Raw genomic sequence first — 20,274 nt, forward strand, 5'->3', positions numbered from 1 at the left:
TCACCAGGAGGGGACAGATGAAGAAGATCATCGTGGGGGTGGGCGCCGCAGCGCTTCTGCTCGCCGGCTGCAGCAGCACCACATCCGCGCCCCCTAGAACGTCAACGACCAGCACATCGGCAGAGCAGCCATCTGTTCCGGCGCCATCCACCATGACCGACGAGACACCCGAACCCACCATGGAGCAGCCCGGTCTTCCACAAGAGCTCGACTTCGACCTTGAAGGCGACCCGTGCGAAGGCGTCGCCAGCGTCGACATCGACGACAAGCACTACGAGTGCGTCGACGGCGTTTTCCGGTCCTGAGCTTCGTCAGCTGAGTGCCGCACCGATCGCCGCGGCGGCCTGCACCATCGACGAGCGGTCCACGTGCCCGTAGCGGTCGACGGTGGTGGTGATCGACTCGTGCCCAAGGTGTTGCTGAATCACCGGGAGCGGGACGCCGGCGGCGATCATCCACGACGCGCACGTGTGCCGCAGATCGTGCGGTGACGGCTTCTTCGTCAGCCGCGGCTTGGCGTCGGCGGCGGTGACCTTCGCCAGGGCTGGCCGCCACGCCTTGTTGTGGAACAGCTGGTGGCTGATCGGGCCGCCCGACTGGGTTGGGAACACCAGCGCGTCCACCGGCCGGTCCAGGTCGACCAGCTCGAGCAAGCTGGCGGGCACGTTGATGGTGCGTTGCCCCTTGCGGGTCTTCGTGGTCCCCAGCACGCGGGTGCCGTCGCCGGTCTCCTTCCACGCCTGCCGGACCCGCACCGTGCCGTGGGCGGCGTCCACATCACCCACAGTGAGTGCGGTCAGTTCCCCGAACCGCATGCCGGTGCCGACAAGCCAACGGGTGAATGGCTGCCACCGCGGGGTCATGGCGCCGTGGAGAAGGTCGAACTCGTCGCGGGTGAGCATGACCATCTCCGCGCCGTCCTTGCGGGGCATGCGGGTGTGTTCGCACGGGTTCTTGGTGATCTTCCCTGCCCGGACCGCGTGTTGCAGGGCGCCGGAGAGGAAGCCGTGCTTGTTGGCGATCGTCTTGCCGGAGGCCCCGGCGGCTTCCATGCCGTTGACCCATCCGGCGACGGTGGTGTCGGTGACCGCGACGAGTGGCCGGCCGCCGATGTCGGCGAGGTCGTTGCGTACGTACGCCCGGTAGCGGTTGCGGGTGCCCTCTTCGACGCCGGTGAGGGTGTCGATGTGGTGGGTGCACCATTCGGTCAGGGTGAGCTTGGGGGCGCCGTCGTCGATGATGTCGAGGATCTTGAATGCTTCGGCCGGGCCGTAGCGCTCGAGGTTGGTGCGGAAGTTCTCGGCGGAGGCGCCGTCGACGAAGGTCAGTGATCGGTCTTTGCCGTCTTCGCGCCAGCGGACGCGGTAGGTGGTGGTGCCGTCGCTGGTGGTGCGGGCTTGGACGCTAGCCATGTGTGGCCTTACGGGGGCGCATGTACCGCATGTTACGTGCAAAAATCCCCGCCCATGTGGCCTCGTAATGTGGCCTGGGCGGGGATTCTCGCTATGTGCCGCGTTGACCTGCGGTTTCTTGGTGGAGCTAAGGGGACTCGAACCCCTGACCCCCACACTGCCAGTGTGGTGCGCTACCAGCTGCGCCATAGCCCCGTATTCGGATTTCCGCACCCCTTGAGGTGCGCTAGCTAAGTTACCCTACCGCTCGAAGTGGAACCAAATCAGCTGGTCAGAGCGATTCCGGCGGGGTTCGGCGGAATCAGTTCGACGGGCCGCCGGTGATCAGATTCGCGATCCAGGCGTCGCCGTCCATGATGCCCTCGACCGCTTCGCCTGCCACCAGCACGGTCGGCGTCGCCACCTTGCCCTCGTTGGAGTTGGCGAGCTGCGTGCGCGATGCGTCGGCCATCTTCTTGGCGGCGTCGACCTGCGCGCCGTCGGCGATGCACTTCTGGGTGGCTTCGGACGCTCCGGCCTGTGCCGCCATCACGGCGATCGCCGCGTTGTCCGGGTCGCTGTCGCCGCCGGCCTTGGCGAACAGTTCGGCGTGCAGGCGGTTGAAGACCTGTACCGAGTCGCCGCCGCGTGCCAGGCACAGGATGGCCCCGGCGCCGCGCGAGGAATAGTCGCCCGACGGCGACTTCTCGTCCATGAAGGTCAGCAGGTGGTAGCGCACGCGCATCTGTCCGGCCTGCACTGCGGCGGCCAGCGCCGCGCCGGACTGACCCTCGAACTGCTTGCAGGCGGGGCAGGTGAAGTCTTCGAAGACGTCGACCGTGACGACCTTGGCGGAGTCCTGCACGTTGGCGTCACCGACGATGAAGGCGGCGTTCTCGGCGAGCACCTTGTCGTCGACCGGCGGATACGACCGGGTGTTGTTCCACACCAGCCCGCCGATGATCAGCGCGGCCACCGCGACCGCGACACCGATCATGACGTACGTCGACCGACTCGAGGTGACTCGCGGCTGGTAGTTGGCGACTTCCTTCGGCGCACCCGGCGTCTTCTTGCTCACGCACTCGACTCTAGTCTGTCTTTTCTGGACCGGATCCGACGACGATGCCTGACTCGCCCCAGATATCCGAGACAGGTCATAGAGTGCAGGTCAAGGGGGACGCACGCCGATCCGGCCGCTGCGGCCCCGTGCGCCGAGCCGAAGGATCGTTCCATGACCGACCGCCAAGCCCTCCTCGATCAAGTCCCGACCGGCATCTGGCTGTCGAACACGTCCGTGCCCGCGGCCTCCGGAAAGACCTTCCCGGTGATCGATCCCGCCACCGGCGACGTGCTGGTAGAGGTGGCCGACGGCGGTGTCGAAGACGCGATGGCAGCCGTCGCCGAGGCTGCGGAAGCCGGCCCGAAGTGGGCGGCCACCGCTCCCCGCGAACGTGCCGAGATCCTGCGCGCGGCATTCGAAGAGGTGCAGCGTCGTTCGGCCGACTTCGCCCTGCTGATGACGCTCGAGATGGGCAAGATCCTGCCCGAGAGCGTCGGCGAGGTGAACTACGGCGCCGAGTTCCTCCGCTGGTTCAGCGAGGAAGCCGTGCGTATCGGCGGCCGCACCACCACGGCCCCCGCAGGCAACGGCGACATCCTGGTGATCAAGCAGCCGATCGGGCCGTCGTACGCGATCACGCCGTGGAACTTCCCGCTCGCGATGGGCACCCGAAAGATCGGCCCGGCACTGGCCGCCGGCTGCCCGATGATCGTCAAGCCCGCCGAGGACACCCCGCTCACCATGCTGCTGCTCGCCATGGTCTTCGCCGACGTCGGTCTGCCGCCCGGCGTGCTGACGGTGGTCCCCACCGGCACCGGTTCGGCCGCGCAGTCGGCGGCGGTGATGGCCGATCGCCGCGTCCGCAAGGTCTCGTTCACCGGGTCCACCGGCATCGGCAGCCTCCTGATCAAGCAGTCCGCCGACCAGGTGCTGAGCACGTCGATGGAGCTCGGCGGCAACGCGCCGTTCATCGTGTTCGACGACGCCGATCTCGACAAGGCGATCGAGGGCGCGATGGCCGCCAAGATGCGCAACGGCGGCGAGGCCTGCACCGCGGCCAACCGCTTCTTCGTGCAGAACGGCATCCGGCCGGCCTTCACCGCGGCCCTCACCGAGCGGCTGTCCACGATGACGGTGGGCCCCGGGTACGACGACACGAGCGAGCTCGGTCCGCTGATCAATGCCAAGCAACTCGACCGCGTCGCGGGCCTGGTCGACGAGGCGATCGAGGCCGGCGCCACCGTGCAGACCGGCGGCACCCGGCTCGACGGCCCCGGCTTCTTCTATCCGCCGACGCTGCTGACCGACGTCCCGGACCACTGCCGGATCCGCGACGAGGAGATCTTCGGCCCGGTGGTGGTGATCGTCGGCTTCGACACCGAGGACGAGGCCGTCGCGGCCGCCAACGACACCGACTACGGCTTGGCGTCGTACTTCTATACCAACGACCTCAATCGGACCAAGCGAGTCGCGGCCCGCCTGGAGTACGGGATGGTCGGCGTGAACCGCGGCGTGATCTCCGATCCGGCCGCCCCGTTCGGCGGCGTCAAGCACTCCGGCCTGGGCGTGGAGGGCGGCGTCACCGGCATCGAGGAGTACCTCGACACCAAGTACATCGCGCTGACCCCGGACGACGCCTGAGGCCCGGCTCGACAGCGCAGATTCGTTAGGGGCGCGACGAAACCACGTCGCGACAGACTTCGAAGGGGAGATTTCACCGTGGCTCGATGGTTAAGCGTGCTGGCGTTCTGGGTACTGGGCGGGGCGCCCTTCGCCCTCGTGTTCCTGGTGTCGCCGTGGTGGCTGTTCCTCACCGTGCCGCTGCTGTTCATCGCACTGGTCGGCAGCTACGACCTGCTGCAGAAGCGGCACAGCATCCTCCGGAACTTCCCGGTGCTCGGGCACTTCCGTTTCCTCCTCGAGTTCATCCGGCCGGAGATCCAGCAGTACTTCATCGAACGCGACTTCGACGGCCGCCCCTTCGATCGCACCAACCGCACCGCGATCTACGAGCGCGCGAAGAACGTGAAGGACGTCGACCCGTTCGGCACCGAACGCGATCTGTACCGGCCCGACTACGAGTTCGTGCGGCACTCCATCGCCGCGCACCCCGCGCCGGACGCCGATCCGCGCGTGCGCGTGGGCGGACCGGACTGCACCCAGCCGTACGACATGGCGCTGTTCAACGTCTCGGCGATGAGCTTCGGCGCGCTGTCGGCCAACGCGATCCGCGCCCTCAACGGCGGCGCGGCCAAGGGCGGCTTCATCCACGACACCGGCGAGGGCGGTCTGAGCCGCTACCACCTGGAGCCGGGCGGCGACCTGATCTGGGAGATCGGCACCGGCTACTTCGGCTGCCGCACCGCCGACGGCCGATTCGACGCCGACCTCTTCGCGCAGAAGGTGCAGGCGCCGTCGATCAAGTGCGTCTCCATCAAACTCTCGCAGGGCGCCAAGCCCGGCCTGGGCGGCGTGATGCCCGGCGCCAAGGTGACCCAGGAGATCGCCGACATGCGCGGCGTGCCGGTGGGCCAGACCGTGGTGTCCCCGCCGTCGCACAACCGCTTCCACACGCCGGAAGGCCTGTGCGACTTCCTCGCCCAGCTGCGCGCCCTCAGCGGCGGCAAGCCGGTCGGCTTCAAACTGTGCGTCGGCTCCCGCAGCGAGTTCCTCGGCATCTGCAAGGCCATGCTGACCACCGGGACCGTCCCGGACTTCATCATCGTCGACGGCGCCGAAGGCGGCACCGGCGCGGCACCGGTCGAGTTCGAGGACCACGTCGGCATGCCGCTCACCGAGGGCCTGATGACCGTCCACAACGCGCTCGTCGGCGTCGGGCTGCGCGATCGGATCCGGATCGGCGCCTCCGGCAAGATCACCGACGGCTTCGACATCGTCAAGCGCGTCATTCAGGGCGCCGACTTCACCCTCGCCGCCCGCGCCATGATGATGGCCGTCGGCTGCATTCAGGCCCAGGAATGCCACACCAACAAGTGCCCGGTGGGCGTGGCGACGCAGGACACCAAGCGGTCCCGGGCCCTGGACGTGCCGGACAAGACCGAACGCGTCTACAACCTGCAGCGCCACGTGGTCTCCAACGCCAAGCAGTTCGTGGCGTCGATGGGCCTGTCGAGCTTCGACGATCTGCACCCGACCATGCTGATGCGAACCGTCGGCCCCAACCAGTCCAAGTCGTACGCCGAGATCTACGAATGGCTGCGCCCCGGCGAGTTGCTGAGCAGCCCGCCTGCGTCATGGGTCGACGACTGGAACGCCGCCCGCGCGGACTCGTTCGTGCTCACCGCCGGTTCGGTGACCGACGTCGCCGCCCGGGCCGCGACCCACCCGCACATGACGTCGACGTCGAACCCGCTCGCCGTCTGATCCCGGGCGCCTCAGAGAACTCACCGAGAAGAACAGGACGATTCGCATGACGACGGTCCGCGAGGCCACCTTCACCCTCCTGCGCGAGCTGGGCCTGACCACCGTGTTCGGCAACCCCGGCTCCACCGAGGAGACCTTCCTCCAGAACTTCCCGGACGACTTCCGATACATCCTCGGCCTGCACGAAGGGTCGGTGGTGGCCGCCGCCGACGGCTACGCCCAGGCCACCCGCGCACCCGCGCTGGTGAACGTCCACACCGCGGCCGGGGCGGCCAACGCGCTGGGCGCAGTGCTGACCGCGGCCTCCAACCGCACCCCGCTGATCATCACTGCCGGTCAGCAGACGCGCGACATGCTGCTGCTGGACCCGTGGCTGGCCAATCCCGATCCGCAGAACATCCTGGCGCCGTACGTGAAGTGGGCGTATCAGCCGGTGCGCCCGGAGGACGTTCCCGCCGCGTTCATGCGGGCCTGGGCCGTCGCCCTGCAACCACCGGCCGGTCCGGTGTTCCTCTCGATCCCGCTCGACGACTGGGAGGCAGAGTGCCCCATCCCATTGGCCGTGCGGTCGGTCGCGAGCCGGGTGGCCGCCGATCCCGCCCGCCTCGCCGAGTTCGCCCGGGTCTTCGCCGAAGCGGCCAATCCGGTCGTCGTGCTCGGGTCCGATGTGGCCCGCGGCGACGGCTGGCGGCAGGCGGTGGCCTTCGCCGAGCACACCGGTGTCAAGGTGTGGGCGGCCCCGAGCAGCGAACGTCCCCCGTTCCCGGAGGACCACCCGCTGTACGCCGGCGGGCTGCCCTTCGCGCAGGGTCCGCTCGCGGAGCGTCTGGCCGGGCACGACGTGGTCCTGGTGATCGGTGCCCCGGTGTTCCGCTACTACCCGTGGATCGCCGGTGACTATCTGCCCGACGGCGCCCGGCTGCTGCACATCACGTCCGATCCGGCCGAGTCCGGCCGCGCGCCCGTCGGCGACAGTCTGATCGGCGACGCCGTGCTGGCACTCGAAAGTCTCGCCCGTCTGCTGCCGGCCGGTTCCACGCAGGCCGCGGTCCAGCGGCAGGAACACGGCATGGCGCCCCACGCCCCGGCCGAGGCGTCGATCACCGCGCCCGAGGACGACGAACAGCTCACCGCCCGCCAGTTATTCCGGGTGCTGCGCGCCGCGTGCCCGCCGGAGACCGTCCTGGTGGAGGAGAGCCCGTCAAACCTGGCCGACCTGCACGCCGAATGGCCGATCACCCAGGCCGACTCGTTCTACACCTTCGCCAGCGGTGCGCTGGGCTGGGATCTGCCCGCGGCGGTCGGCATCACGCTGGCCGAACGGGACAGCGAACGACGACGCCCGGTGCTCGCGGTGATCGGCGACGGCTCCATGCAGTACTCGGTGCAGTCGCTGTACACGGCCGTCCAGCAGGAGCTTCCGCTGGTCACGGTGGTCCCCACCAACCGCGAGTACGCGATCCTGAAGGCCTTCGGCGTGTTGGAGAACAGCCCGAACGTGCCGGGTCTGGACATCCCCGGCATCGCGCCGGCGGTGCTGGCGCAGGGATACGGCGCCACCGGCGTCGTGGCGTCGACACCGGCGCAGATCCGGGCCGCGCTGGCCGAGGCCTGGGATCGGCCCGGACCCACGGTGATCGAGGTACCGATCGACCCGACCGTCCCCAGCCTGACCTGACGCCCCAGCCTGTCCTGACCCCCGACCGGCGGGAGGCACGCCCGAGTGCGCCTCCCATCGGCGGGCGTCAGCCGGCGAGTGCGGCGTCGACCAGAGCCTGCGCTTCGGCCTGCACCTGCGCGAGGTGCTCGGGGCCGCGGAACGACTCGGCGTAGATCTTGTAGACGTCCTCGGTGCCCGATGGGCGGGCCGCGAACCAGGCGTTCTCGGTGGTCACCTTCAGCCCGCCGATCGCGGCGCCGTTGCCCGGCGCGGCGGTGAGGATCGCGGTGATCGGCTCCCCGGCGAGGGTGTCGGCCTGCACCTGCTCCGGCGACAGCGCGGCCAGCTTGGCCTTCTGCTCGCGATCGGCCGGTGCGTCGATCCGGGCGTAGGCGCTCGACCCGTACTCGGCCGCCAGCTCGGCGTACCGCTGCGACGGCGTCTTCCCGGTCACCGCGAGGATCTCGGCGGCCAGCAGGTCCAGCACGATGCCGTCCTTGTCCGTCGACCAGGGCCGTCCGTCGAAGGTCAGCAGCGACGCCCCGGCGCTCTCCTCGCCGCCGAAGCCCAGCGAGCCGTCAGCCAGACCGTCGACGAAGTACTTGAAGCCGACCGGCACCTCGACGAGGTCGCGGCCGATGCCGGCGACCACCCGGTCGATCAACGACGACGACACCAACGTCTTGCCGACCGCGGTGGAATCGGCCCACTGCGGCCGATGGGTGAACAGGTAGTCGATGGCGACGGCGAGGTAGTGGTTGGGATTCATCAACCCCGCGTCGGCGGTCACGATGCCGTGCCGGTCGGCGTCGGCGTCGTTGCCGGTGGCGATGTCGAACTCGGCGCGCTGCGCGATCAACGACGCCATCGCGTCCGGCGACGAGCAGTCCATCCGGATCTTGCCGTCGGTGTCCAGGGTCATGAAACCGAACGTCGGGTCCACGGTCGGATTCACCACGGTCATGCCGTCCAGACCGTAGTGGTCCTTGATCGCACCCCAGTAGGCCACCGACGCGCCGCCGAGCGGATCGGCGCCGATCCGGATACCGGCCGCGGCGATGGCCGCCATGTCGACCACCTCCCCGAGCGCGCTCACGTACTCGTCGAGGAACGGATAGTCGGTCACCAGCTCGCTGGCGCGGGCCTGCTCGAACGGCACGCGCCGCACCTCGCGCAGGCCGTCGCGCAGGAGTTCGTTTGCGCGCGCGGCGATCACCGAGGTGATCGCGCCGTCGGCCGGTCCCCCGCTGGGCGGGTTGTATTTGAAGCCGCCGTCGGCCGGCGGGTTGTGCGACGGCGTCACGACGATCCCGTCGGCCGTCGCATCGGAGTGCTCGGCGTTGAACTTCAGGATCGCGCGGCTCACCGCGGGCGTCGGCGTGAACTCGTCGCCGGTCGCGGTCCTCACCGCGATTCCGTTGCCCACCAACACTTCCAGCGCGCTGCGCCACGCCGGCAACGACAGCAGGTGGGTGTCGAAGCCGATGAACACCGGGCCGGTGATCCCCGCGTCGGCTCGATACTCGACGATGGCCTGCGTCATCGCGAGCACGTGATCCTCGTTGAAGGCGCCGTTGACACTGCTGCCCCGGTGCCCGGAGGTCCCGAAGACCACCTGCTGATCCGGGTCGGCCGGATCGGGCGTGATGTCGTAGTACGCCCGCTCTACGGCGACGACGTCGATCAGGTCCTCTTCCAACGCCGGAGTACCGGCCCGCTCATGCCCCATGGCCCCGATTCTGCCACCGGAGGTCCGCACTAGTCTGGCGGTCATGCGTTCACCCCGCCTCGCGGTGCTGGTGCTGCCCGGCGGCACCGACTTCAGCTACCGGCCGTTCTCCCGCACCCAGGGTTCCGCGGTGCGGATGTACCCGTTCAGTCTGTCCATCCAGGCACGCTTCGGCAGCGCCGTCCGCGTGCACCAGGCCACCTACCGGGTGTACGGCTGGAACGGCGGGCAGGCCAGCCCGATGCCGCATGCCCGCTTCGCGCTCGACCGCATGAAGGCCGCCTATCCGGACACCCCGGTCGCGCTGATCGGTCATTCCATGGGCGGGCGGATCGTCGCGCATCTCGGTGCCGACGAGACGGTGTCCGACATCCTCGCGCTGGCCCCGTGGTGGCAGTTCGCCGACTGGCGGTACATCCACGACGACGCCCGCGTGCTGGCCATCCACGGCGAGGCCGACACCGTGACCCGGCACCAGCGCACGCAGAAGGGCATCGCCGAGCTCACCGCCCGCGGCGTGAACGCCGAATACCTTCCGGTGCCGGGCGGCCGCCACGCCATGCTCGACCACCTCGGCCTCTGGCACGGCCGCACCCTCGACTTCGTCGACGCGGCGCTCCGCAGAACCTGACCCGCTGCCCCTACGATGGGCCGCATGCCCCTCGTCGCCACCGGCTTGTCCCGATCGTTCGGCAAACACCCGGCGGTCCTGGACGCCTCCGTGACCCTGACACCCGGCACCATCACCGGCCTGGTCGGCCCCAACGGCGCGGGCAAGACGACGCTGCTGTTGCTCCTGGCCGGCCTCCTGAAGGCCGACACCGGCGAGCTGCTGCTCGACGGCGCGCCCGCCGACTCCCCCGCCCTGCGCGCCGCGGTCGGCTGGATGCCCGACGCCTTCGGCACCTGGGACTCGCTGACCCCGCACGAGATCCTGGTGACCTTCGCCCGCCTGTACTCGATCACCCCGCGCGCGGCCGCCGACCGCGCCGACCAGCTCCTCGCCGAAGTCCACCTGAGCAAACACGCCCACCGACCGGCCAGCGAACTGTCCCGCGGCCAACGCCAACGCCTCGGCCTGGCACGCGCACTGGTCAACCGGCCGCGGGTGCTGCTGCTCGACGAACCGGCGTCCGGCATGGATCCGCGTTCCCGGGTGGAACTGCGCGACCAGCTGCGGGCCGCCGCCGACGCCGGCGCCGCGGTCCTGGTGTCCTCACACATCCTCACCGAACTCGAGGAGATGGTCGACCGCGTGGTGCTGATGGTCGGCGGCCGCACCCGCCCGGCCGAGCTCGGCAGACCGGGCTGGCGGATCCGACTCGTCGGGCAGTCCGAGTCGGCCGCCCGGATCGTCGCCTTCGACGACGACGAGGCCGCCGCCGCGCACCTGAGCGCACTCGTCGCCGACGGGGCGCAGGTCGCCGAATTCAGCCGGACGTCGTCGAATCTGGAACAGGCCTACCTCGACCTGCATGCGGATCGGACCTGACATGAACCTCTCTACTGTCGCCGTCATCACGAAACTCGAAGTGCGCCAACGCATTCGGTCCACCCGGTGGAAGTGGACCGCCCTGGCGTTGTTCGGCCTGCTGTCCGCCATCGTCTTCGGGTCGCTGTACGTGACCACGCTCGGAAGCGACGACTACCACGACTGGGCACGCGAGCTGCTGACCATCGCCCTGGGCACCGTGCTGTTCGTCGGCATGGTCGGCGCACCGGCGATCAGCGCGGCCGCGATCAACGGCGACCGCCGGGACGGCACCCTCGCCCTGGTACAGGTGACCCCGATCAGCGCGGCCGAACTCGCCCTCGGGAAGTGGCTCGGCGCGTGGCTGGCCTCGCTGACCTTCCTCGCGATCGCCTCCCCGTACCTGATCTGGGGCATCGCCGAAGCCGCCAGCTCCGTGCTCTTCTCGGTGATCGCCGTCGTCGTGGTCGCCGTCCTGCTCGGCTGCTACTGCGCCATCGGCCTCGGCTTCTCCGCGCTGTCGAACCGGCCGACTGCGTCGACCATGCTCACCCTGTCGACGGTCCTGTTCCTCCTGCTCGGCCTGCCCGCGATCTACGGCCTGGCATTGCCCTCGGTGGAACGCACCCACACGGTGCTGCGCCCCCAGCACGGATGGGACCCGGCGCGCGCCGCGGCCGATCCGGAATACGCCGGCGAACCCTGCGTCGCCCAGCCGAAGAAGGTCACGTTCCACCACACCGAGGACGTCTGGTGGCTGCTGGCCCCCAACCCGGTTCTCATCGTCGCCGACACCCTCGCCGCCGGGACCGCGCGGACGAACGACTGGGCGATAAGCGTCCCGCGCTCCACCGCGAACACCCTGGCGTCGGCCCGGTCGGGCCCGTACATCACCGACCTCTCGTGCGACAGCGAGCGGTGGTGGGAAGACGAAAATCGGTATGCCGAAAGCGATCTCGGCCGCAGTTGGTACCTGGGCGTCGCCGTCACCGTCGTGCTCGGTCTGGTCGGTTTCGCCGTGGCGGTCCGGCGGCTGCGGGTACCCGCGGGCAAGCTCGCCAAGGGCGTGCGCGTGGCGTGAGCGAGCAATCCGCGACGACCGGGCCCGGCTATTGCGACACGAACCGGACGGTTCTCAGCCGGGAATCGGATTGCCGCGTACCGTTTTCCCCATGGCAGATATCAAGAAGGTCCTGGTCATCGGGACCGGTGTTCTCGGTTCCCAAATCGCCTATCAGACAGCGTATTCCGGCTTCGACGTCGCCGTGTACGACATCAGCGACGAGATCGTCGGCACTGCGCGCGACACCACGTTCCCGGGCCTCGCGAAGACCTATCTGAACGAGGTCAAGGATGCGACCCAGGAGAAGGTCGACGCCGCCCTCGCCCGCCTCACCTACCACTCGGACATGGCGTCGGCCGCCACCGACGTCGACATCGCGATCGAGGCCGCCCCTGAGCGCCTGTCGATCAAGGAAGGCATCTTCGCCGACCTCAACAAGGTCGCGCCCGAGCGCACCATCTTCTGCACCAACTCCTCCACCCTGCTGCCGAGCGACATCGCGCCGTCCACCGGCCGTCCGGACCGCTTCCTCGCGATGCACTTCGCGAACCGCGTGTGGCAGTTCAACACCGCCGAGATCATGGGCACGCCGCAGACCGACACGGCGGTCTTCGACCGGGTCGTCGAGTTCGGCACGGAGATCGGCATGGTGCCGATCCCGATGCACAAGGAGAAGGCCGGCTACGTCCTCAACTCGCTCCTCGTGCCGTTCCTGGCCGCCGCGGCCGAACTCGCGGCCGGCGACTACGCCGACCCGAAGGCCGTGGACGACGTCTGGCGCATCGCGACCGGCGCTCCGCTCGGCCCGTTCCAGATCTACGACATCGTCGGCCTGAACACGCCGTACAACATCATGATCAACGGCGACGCCGAGCAGCAGAAGCTGGGCGCGTGGCTCAAGAAGAACTACATCGACAAGGGCCGCCTGGGCATGGCCAGCGGTCACGGTTTCTACGACTACGTCTGACCGGCGGAATCGATCAGCAACAACTCCCACGACTTCGGCGGGTGTCCGCTCGGCGAGCACCCGCCGAAGTCGGCTTCAGCACACCCTTTTCACCCACGAATGGAGCACACACGCATCACGACGCCGGCAACTACGAGGCCTTCGCACGACCTCGCAAACCCGCGGGTGTGGACGACAAGACGGCGTGGTTCGTCGGTGCCGGCCTGGCCTCGCTGGCCGGCGCGGCGTTCCTGATCCGCGACGGCCAGATGGCCGGCGACAGGATCACCATCCTCGAGGAACTGGACCTGCCCGGTGGCGCCCTCGACGGCATCAAGGTGCCCAAGAAGGGCTTCGTGATCCGCGGCGGCCGCGAGATGGAGAACCATTTCGAGTGCCTGTGGGATCTGTTCCGCTCGATTCCGTCATTGGAGATCGACGACGCGAGCGTGCTGGACGAGTTCTACTGGCTCAACAAGGACGACCCGAACTTCTCGCTGCAGCGTGTGACCGTCGATCAGGGGCAGGACGCGCACACCGACAACAAGTTCTCGCTGGGCGACGAGTCGCAGAAGGATCTCGTGCGAATCTTCCTCGCCACCCGCGAGGAGATGGAGAACAAGCGCATCAACGAGGTGGTCAGCGAGGAGTTCCTGAAGGGGAATTTCTGGCTGTACTGGCGCACCATGTTCGCCTTCGAGGAGTGGCACAGCGCCCTCGAGTTCAAGCTCTACCTGCACCGTTTCATCCATCACATCAAGGGCCTGCCGGACCTGTCGACCCTCAAGTTCACCAAGTACAACCAGTACGAATCGCTGGTGCTACCGCTGTATCGCTGGCTGCTCGATCAGGGCGTCAACTTCCAGTTCTCCACGACGGTGACCGACGTCGATTTCGCCATCGACGGCACCCGCAAGCAGGCCACCCGCATCCACTGGGTCAGCGAGGACGTCGAGGGCGGCGTCGATCTGACCGAGAACGACCTGCTCTTCATGACCATCGGCTCGCTCACCGAGAACTCCGACGAGGGCGACCACCAGACCCCGGCCCAGCTGAATCGGGGCCCGGCCCCGGCGTGGGATCTGTGGCGCACCGTCGCCGCGAAGGATCCGTCCTTCGGCCGCCCCGGCGTCTTCGCCGATCACATCGACGAGACCAAGTGGGAGTCGTGCACGGTCACCACGCTCGACAAGCGGATTCCGGAGTTCATCCAGAAGATCTGTAAGCGGGATCCGTTCAGCGGCAAGGTGGTCACCGGCGGCATCGTGACCGCCAAGGATTCGAGCTGGCTGATGAGCTGGACGGTGAACCGCCAGCCGCACTTCAAGAATCAGCCCGACGACCAGATCGTCGTCTGGGTGTACGGCCTGTTCCCGGACAACGTCGGCGACTACGTGAAGAAGACGATGGCCGACTGCACCGGCGAGGAGATCACCCGCGAGTGGCTGTACCACATGGGTGTGCCCACCGATCAGATCGACGGTCTCGCCGCGACCGGCGCGAAGGCGGTGCCGGTGATGATGCCGTACGTCACTGCGTTCTTCATGCCGCGCCAGGCCGGTGACCGACCGGACGTCGTGCCGGCCGGATCGGTGAACTTCGCCTTCATCGGCCAGTTCTCCGAAAGCCCGAGTCGCGACTGCATCTTCACCACCGAGTACTCGGTGCGCACCCCGATGGAGGCGGTGTACACGCTGCTCGACATCGAACGCGCCGTCCCCGAAGTCTTCGGATCCACCTACGATGTGCGTCATCTCCTCAATGCGACGGCGCGGCTGCGCGATGGCCAGGAAGTGGAACTCCCCGGCCCGCACCATCTGCGCGAGAAGCTGTACAAGAAGTTCGTCGACAACGAAGTCGGCGAGTTGCTCGCCGAGTACAAGCTGATCGCCAAGCCGTAGGCACCGACCACACCGCAGCACAGTGACGACCCCCTCACTCGGATGCCGAATGAGGGGGTCGTCACATCGTTGCGGCTACGCCGACTAATCTGAGATGGCGCATGCTCAGCATGCGCGGCAAGACGCACCACGTGACGAAAAGGGAGCAGTCCATGATTCAGTCGACGATGCAGGAAGGCGCGCTGACGATCTCCAGCATGCTGGAGCACAGCCGCAAGTTCTATCGGGAGGCCACGGTCAGCACGTGGACCGGTTCGGGACTGCGCACCGCCTCCTTCGCCGAGGTCGGCGATCAGGCCGCGCAGATCGCCAACGCCCTGGCCAAGCTCGGTGTCGAAATCGGCGATCGCGTCGCCACCTTCATGTGGAACAACCTCGAGCACCAGGTGCTCTATGCCGCCGTGCCGTCGATGGGCGCCGTGCTGCACACGCTGAACCTGCGCCTGTCGCCGGAGCAGGCGATCTACATCATGAACCACGCCGAGGACAAGGTGATCTTCGTCGACGCCAGCGTCGCCCCGATGCTGGAGAAGTACCTCCCGGACGCCCCCACCGTGAAGCACGTGGTGGTCTGCAGCGGCCCGGCCGACGCCATCACCGCCCCCGCAGGCGTCACCGTCCACACCTGGGACGAGCTCCTCGCGGGCGAGTCGACCCGGTACGACTGGCCGGAACTGGACGAGCACGCCGCCGCCGCGATGTGCTACACCTCGGGCACCACCGGCGACCCGAAGGGCGTCGTCTACTCGCACCGCTCCATCTACCTGCACTCGTTCCAGGTGATCTCCTCCAACGGCATGGCGCTGGCCAACAGCGACACCGCCCTGGTGATCGTGCCGATGTTCCACGCCATGAGCTGGGGCATGCCGTACGCCGCCATGCTCGCCGGCGCGAGCCTGCTGCACCCGGACCGCTTCCTGCAGCCCGAGCCGCTGCTGGCGATGATGGCCGAGGCCAAGCCCACCATGGCCGCCGCGGTGCCGACCATCTGGTCCGGCGTCTCCGCACTCCTCAACGCCGTCCCGCAGGACATCTCGCACCTGCGCGAGGTGGTCGTTGGCGGTTCGGCCGTTCCGCCGTCGATGATCACGCAGTTCGACGACTACGGCGCCCCCATCACCCACGCGTGGGGCATGACCGAGACCTCCCCGCTGGGCTCGGTGGCGCGCGTGCCCGCCGGCGTCACCGACCCCGACGAGGCCTTCGCCTACCGGGTCACGCAGGGCCGCTTCCCGGCCCCGGTGCAGGCTCGGATCGTCGACGCCGACGGCAACGTGCTGCCCAACGACGGCGAGACCAGCGGCGAGCTGGAGGTCGCCGGCCCGTGGATCACCGGCGCGTACTACTCGCCGGAGGGCAACGTCTCCGACCCGTCCAAGTTCCACGACGGCTACCTGCGCACCGGTGACGTGTCCACGATCAGCCCGGACGGCTACATGACCATCGTCGACCGCACCAAGGACATCATCAAGACCGGTGGCGAGTGGATCTCGTCGGTGGATCTGGAGAACGAGATCGCCGGCCACCCGGACATCCTCGAGTGCACCGTGATCGGCGTGCCCGATGCCAAGTGGGACGAGCGTCCGTTCGTGCTCGCCGTGCTGAAGGAGGGCTCCACGCTCGACGTCGCAGGCGCCCGGGAATGGCTGGGCGAGCGCGTCCCGCGCTGGCAGGTCCCCGAGCGCTGGACGTTCGGCCAGGAGGTGCCCAAGACGTCGGTCGGCAAGTTCGACAAGAAGCGCGTCCGCCAGCACTACGCCGAGGGCCTGTATGAAGTGGTGAACGGGCTCGACCTCTGAGCCTCGCAGACTCTCAGTAAACCCCCAGCTGGGCACTCCGGCTGGGGTTTCTGCTGTTCAGGACTCTTCCGCCGAGGCACCACGCCAATATTCGTCACGTCCGACTGCGCGACGAAGCTGCGCGGCGGCCCCCGACTCGGATACGGTGGTGTCATCCAAACGGACGACATCAAGGAGGAACTACATGTTCGACCAGACTCTGTGGGCCCTGATCCAGGACAACCCCGGCGTGCTCGATGCACTCCTGCACGTGTTCTCCGGCACCGTCTAGGTTCAGGCGCCCCCAGGCCTGATCGGGTGCCGGGTACCCCTTGCCCGGCACCCGATCAGCGGGTCGACTCCGGTCGACTCGACCGTGGGCCTGATCGGATCACTCCGATGCGAAGAACCCCTCGCCACCGTGGTGGCGAGGGGTTCTTCGCGTCGCGTGGGGCTCACCGTCACGCCGGTCGTTCGTGACAAGAGAAAACCCCCACCTGGTCGACCAGGTGGGGGCTCTTGGTGGAGCTGCCGGGAATTGAACCCGGGTCCTCCGACACTTCAGTAGGGCTTCTCCGTGTGCAGTCCGCTCTGTCTCTACTTGGATCTCCCGGTCTCACGAACAAGCCGGGATGACGATCCCAGTCGCTGTTTGTTGTCCCGTCGGCGCCCGCGACCGGCGACGGCGGTGAGTTCCCTAGCTGATGCCGGCATCCGGGTGCGGGAACACCACCCGGGCCGACAGACTAGCCTCGCTGATCAGGCAGCGAGGGCGTAGTCGCGCTGATTGGAATCGGCGCTTAATTGGTTGCTGCGACGCTTACGGTGGTCTCTAGCCTGCACCGACACGCTTCCCCTACCTCGATGCTCGAAGTCGAAACCGATCAGCCCCGAGATAGTGACCCGCCATCGCTGGCGGACTACCTACTGTAACCGCTTCCCCGCCGGATTTCATCCCGCCGGTGTCGACCTCTCCGGAACCGCCCCCACGGGGATCAGCCGATAGCCAGCAGAGCGCTCGCCCCCGGGTCGAGCTCGACGGCGAGGCGGCCGTCGACGGCGTGCAGTCGTCGTCCGGTCCACAGGTCGGTGGCGGGCACCGAATCGTCGCCCATGAGGTTGAGGTCGGCGATGGCCACCGAGACCGTCCGTCGCTCGGCCGCGGGGTTGATCAGGCCCACCAGCAGCCCGGTGGCACCCACGGCGCGGACGCTGACGTTCGGGTCGTCGTGCACCGGCGCGCCCGCTGCACGACGGTCATCACGCGCGACGTCGAGCACGTCGGCGCGCGTCAGCACCGCCAGGTTCTCCGGCGGCACAGCGACGCGCGCCTCGCCCGCCACGATCAGCGGTCGCGCCGTCATCACCGCGCGGGTGATCGCGGTCTGCAGCGCGACCACAGGACGACCCGCCGGCACCGCCTGCCGCACGCGCGGATCCGCGGGGGCGATCGCCTCCAGCGACAGACCTCGCGTACGGAGGAAAGCGCGGTCGGCGTCGACCACGAAGCGCAGCTCCCCCGCACAGGCCGCCAGGACGGTGCGATAGCCGGCGGCGGCCAGTCCGGTGCGCTGCAGGCCGTCGGCGGTGGCTCGGACCTCGTCGGAGGTCACCGTGCAGCCGTCGTCGGACGCGATCAGCCAGCCCTGCATCGGCGCGGCGACCGGCGGCGACACCGGTTCGGGGGCGCTACAGCCGACGAGCACCGCGGCCGCCAGCGTCGTCGCACCCCATCTCAGGATGGAACCGACGGCAGCCGAACGGCGCACGCTCACATGCCCTTGACGCGCCGGCCCATCTCCCGCTCGACCTCGCGTTTGGCGGTCCGCTCGGCGATGTCGCGGCGCTTGTCGTGGGCCTGCTTGCCCTTCGCCAGGGCCAGTTCGACCTTCGCGTACCCGTCGGAGAAGTACATCTGCAGCGGCACCAGCGTGAGGTTGCCGTCCTGCAGCTTGCCCACCAGCTGGTCGATCTCGCGGCGGTGCAGCAGCAGCTTCCGCTTGCGCCGCACCGGATGGTTGGTCCATGAGCCCTGGCCGTACTCGGCGATGTGCAGGGCGTGCAGCCACACTTCGCCGTTCTCCAGCGTCGCGAAGGCGTCGACCAGCGAAGCCTTGCCCTCCCGGAGCGCCTTGACCTCGGTGCCCTGCAGGACGATCCCGGTCTCGTACGTGTCCAGGACGGTGTAGTTGTGTCGCGCCTTCCGGTTGGTGGCGATCACCGACCGGCCCTTCTCCCTGGGCACCGAGAACTCCTTCAGCTGTCGAGAATCAATCGCGGACGTAGACCCGCAGCGTGCCATACGCGGTGACGCCCGCGACGACGATGCCGGCCAGCAGCAACCACGGCGAGACGAACCAGACGTCGGCCGAAGTGATGCGCGCCAAGATGTTCACACCGTAGAGGTCCTCGAGGGCTTTGTCGAAGAAGAATGTCTTCCCCAGGAACAAGCCGCCGATGGCCAGCAGCGCGCCGATCACCGCGGCGAGTACCGCTTCGAGCAGGAACGGCAGCTGCGTGTACCACCGCGTCGCGCCCACCAACCGCATGATCGACACCTCGGTCCGCCGCGTGTACGCGGCGATCTGCACGGTGTTCACGATCAGCATGATCGCTGCCAACGCGAGGATCGCGGCGATCACGAAGGCGGCGTTGCGTGCACCGTCGAGCACGCTGAAAATGCGTTTGACCAGCTCACGTTGATCCAATACCCCGTCGATCCCGGGGGCCTTGGCGAACTTGTCGAGCACCTCGCCGAACCGCGCGGGGTCGGAGGTGCGCACGCGCAGAGCGGCCTGCGTCGAGTCGGGGGTCAGGAACTCAGCCACCTCGGGTGAGCTCTCCTGCCACGACGCCTTCGCGGTCTCGAACGCCTGCTCCTTGCTGATGTAGGTCACCGACGACACCCCGGGCTCGGCCTCGAGGTCGCGTTTGACCTGGGCGCAGGGATCCTTGGTGCAGTTCGCGTCGGCTTCGGTCACCGCGTCGGTGATGAAGAACTGCATCTCGACGCGGTCCAGGAAGATCTTCTGGCTCTTGTCGGCCATCTGAATCACCAGCAGACCGCCACCCAGCATGCCGAGCGTCACGGCGGTGGTCAGGATCATCGCCAGGGTCATGGTCAGGTTGCGGCGGAATCCGGTGAGGACCTCGCGCAGAATGAAATTTGCTCGCACGTCGTCTCTCCCTATCCGATGCCGTAGACGCCGTGCTCGTCGTTACGCACGAGCCGTCCGCTGTCGAATTCGATGACTCGTCGGCGCATGGCGTCGACGATGTGCCGGTCGTGCGTCGCCATCAGCACGGTGGTGCCGCCCCGGTTGACCCGGTCCAGGACCTCGACGATCTCCTCGGAGGTCTCCGGGTCCAGGTTGCCGGTCGGCTCGTCGGCCAGCAGGACCGCAGGCCGGTTCACCACCGCACGCGCGATCGCCACGCGCTGCATCTCGCCGCCGGACAGTTCGTGCGGCATCCGGTCGGCCTTGCCGGCCAGCCCGACGTACTCCAGCACCTCGGGCACCGCCTCGCGGATGGTCGCCGCCGGCTTGCCGATCACCTGCAGCGCGAAGGCCACGTTGTCGGCGACGCTCTTCTTGGGCAGCAGACGGAAGTCCTGAAACACGCAGCCGATCGACTGCCGCAGCTTCGGCACCTGCCGAGCCTTGAGCTTGTTGACGTGGAAATCGCCCACCCAGATGTCGCCGGACGTCGGCTTGTCCTCCTTGAGGAGCAAGTGGAAGAACGTCGACTTCCCCGATCCCGAGGGACCGATCAGAAAGGCGAAGTCGCCCTTGTCGATCTCGAGGGACATGTCAGACAGCGCGGGCCTGCTCGATTTCGGATACTGCATTGTCACATCGGACAGCTTGATCACAGCATCGAAGTCTAACG

At 68.1% G+C, this 20,274-nt stretch carries 17 protein-coding genes, 1 tRNA gene, 1 other RNA gene and 1 pseudogene; 11 read left to right on the forward strand and 9 right to left on the reverse strand.

The features are described 5' to 3' along the window. Positions 1 to 17 precede the first annotated feature (17 nt). Positions 18 to 305 (forward strand): hypothetical protein, encoded by a 288-nt coding sequence (locus ABD989_RS15315; RefSeq protein WP_345314141.1) that lies wholly within the window; start codon positions 18 to 20, stop codon positions 303 to 305. A gap of 6 nt (positions 306 to 311) precedes the next feature. Here ABD989_RS15315 and ABD989_RS15320 read toward each other — a convergent pair whose 3' ends face one another. From ABD989_RS15320 to ABD989_RS15330, 3 genes are all read right to left on the reverse strand, one after another. Further along, entirely contained in the window at positions 312 to 1,412 is a 1,101-nt protein-coding gene (locus ABD989_RS15320) for a tyrosine-type recombinase/integrase (RefSeq protein WP_345314142.1), read from the reverse strand. Between the two features lie 119 nt (positions 1,413 to 1,531). Further along, a tRNA-Ala gene (locus ABD989_RS15325) sits at positions 1,532 to 1,607 on the reverse strand. 106 nt (positions 1,608 to 1,713) lie between these two features. Beyond that, entirely contained in the window at positions 1,714 to 2,469 is a 756-nt protein-coding gene (locus tag ABD989_RS15330) for a DsbA family protein (RefSeq protein WP_345314143.1), read from the reverse strand. Between the two features lie 153 nt (positions 2,470 to 2,622). On the opposite strand from ABD989_RS15330, the gene ABD989_RS15335 reads away from it, so the two are divergent. From ABD989_RS15335 to mdlC, 3 genes are all read left to right on the forward strand, one after another. Continuing rightward, on the forward strand, positions 2,623 to 4,092 hold the full coding sequence (locus ABD989_RS15335; RefSeq protein WP_345314144.1) for an NAD-dependent succinate-semialdehyde dehydrogenase: 1,470 nt from the start codon (positions 2,623 to 2,625) through the stop codon (positions 4,090 to 4,092). Positions 4,093 to 4,170: 78 nt separating this feature from the next. Then, a complete protein-coding gene (locus ABD989_RS15340; RefSeq protein WP_345314145.1) occupies positions 4,171 to 5,835 on the forward strand; it encodes an FMN-binding glutamate synthase family protein in 1,665 nt (554 codons plus the stop codon). Positions 5,836 to 5,881: 46 nt separating this feature from the next. Next, positions 5,882 to 7,513: a benzoylformate decarboxylase gene (gene mdlC, locus ABD989_RS15345; protein ID WP_246991635.1), complete on the forward strand. Its 1,632-nt coding sequence runs from the start codon at positions 5,882 to 5,884 to the stop codon at positions 7,511 to 7,513. Positions 7,514 to 7,580: 67 nt separating this feature from the next. Here the strand turns inward: mdlC and pgm are convergent, their stop codons facing one another. Then, entirely contained in the window at positions 7,581 to 9,224 is a 1,644-nt protein-coding gene (gene pgm, locus ABD989_RS15350; protein ID WP_345314146.1) for a phosphoglucomutase (alpha-D-glucose-1,6-bisphosphate-dependent), read from the reverse strand. A gap of 43 nt (positions 9,225 to 9,267) precedes the next feature. On the opposite strand from pgm, the gene ABD989_RS15355 reads away from it, so the two are divergent. The 7 genes and pseudogenes from ABD989_RS15355 (at position 9,268) to ABD989_RS15385 (ending at position 16,675) form a co-directional block, all read left to right on the forward strand. After that, positions 9,268 to 9,855 carry an alpha/beta hydrolase gene (locus tag ABD989_RS15355; protein WP_345314147.1) on the forward strand — a complete coding sequence of 196 codons (588 nt, stop codon included), beginning with the start codon at positions 9,268 to 9,270 and terminating at the stop codon, positions 9,853 to 9,855. Between the two features lie 24 nt (positions 9,856 to 9,879). Then, on the forward strand, positions 9,880 to 10,716 hold the full coding sequence (locus ABD989_RS15360; protein WP_246991641.1) for an ABC transporter ATP-binding protein: 837 nt from the start codon (positions 9,880 to 9,882) through the stop codon (positions 10,714 to 10,716). A 1-nt stretch (position 10,717) separates the two neighbouring features. Continuing rightward, a complete protein-coding gene (locus tag ABD989_RS15365) occupies positions 10,718 to 11,776 on the forward strand; it encodes an ABC transporter permease (protein WP_345314148.1) in 1,059 nt (352 codons plus the stop codon). Positions 11,777 to 11,867: 91 nt separating this feature from the next. Beyond that, positions 11,868 to 12,725 (forward strand): 3-hydroxyacyl-CoA dehydrogenase, encoded by an 858-nt coding sequence (locus tag ABD989_RS15370; RefSeq protein WP_345314149.1) that lies wholly within the window; start codon positions 11,868 to 11,870, stop codon positions 12,723 to 12,725. 113 nt (positions 12,726 to 12,838) lie between these two features. Next, positions 12,839 to 14,605, forward strand: a pseudogene (locus tag ABD989_RS15375) (oleate hydratase); the annotation flags it as partial. A 152-nt stretch (positions 14,606 to 14,757) separates the two neighbouring features. Continuing rightward, positions 14,758 to 16,404 (forward strand): long-chain fatty acid--CoA ligase, encoded by a 1,647-nt coding sequence (locus ABD989_RS15380; protein WP_345314150.1) that lies wholly within the window; start codon positions 14,758 to 14,760, stop codon positions 16,402 to 16,404. A gap of 148 nt (positions 16,405 to 16,552) precedes the next feature. Beyond that, positions 16,553 to 16,675, forward strand: a complete 123-nt coding sequence (locus ABD989_RS15385; protein ID WP_281499767.1) for a hypothetical protein — start codon at positions 16,553 to 16,555, stop codon at positions 16,673 to 16,675. Positions 16,676 to 16,903: 228 nt separating this feature from the next. On the opposite strand, the gene ssrA is transcribed toward ABD989_RS15385, so the two are convergent. From ssrA to ftsE, 5 genes are all read right to left on the reverse strand, one after another. Further along, positions 16,904 to 17,275, reverse strand: a transfer-messenger RNA (tmRNA) gene (gene ssrA / locus ABD989_RS15390). A 103-nt stretch (positions 17,276 to 17,378) separates the two neighbouring features. After that, entirely contained in the window at positions 17,379 to 18,152 is a 774-nt protein-coding gene (locus tag ABD989_RS15395) for a hypothetical protein (protein WP_246991651.1), read from the reverse strand. A gap of 2 nt (positions 18,153 to 18,154) precedes the next feature. Then, complete coding sequence (smpB, locus tag ABD989_RS15400) at positions 18,155 to 18,628, reverse strand: SsrA-binding protein SmpB (RefSeq protein WP_246991653.1); 474 nt, start codon at positions 18,626 to 18,628, stop codon at positions 18,155 to 18,157. 25 nt (positions 18,629 to 18,653) lie between these two features. Beyond that, entirely contained in the window at positions 18,654 to 19,559 is a 906-nt protein-coding gene (gene ftsX / locus ABD989_RS15405) for a permease-like cell division protein FtsX (protein ID WP_345314151.1), read from the reverse strand. Between the two features lie 11 nt (positions 19,560 to 19,570). Continuing rightward, a complete protein-coding gene (ftsE, locus tag ABD989_RS15410; RefSeq protein ID WP_246991657.1) occupies positions 19,571 to 20,257 on the reverse strand; it encodes a cell division ATP-binding protein FtsE in 687 nt (228 codons plus the stop codon). Between the last annotated feature and the right edge of the window lie 17 nt (positions 20,258 to 20,274).

The organism is Gordonia alkaliphila (genome assembly GCF_039542465.1).
In the GTDB taxonomy this organism is placed as follows: domain Bacteria; phylum Actinomycetota; class Actinomycetes; order Mycobacteriales; family Mycobacteriaceae; genus Gordonia; species Gordonia alkaliphila.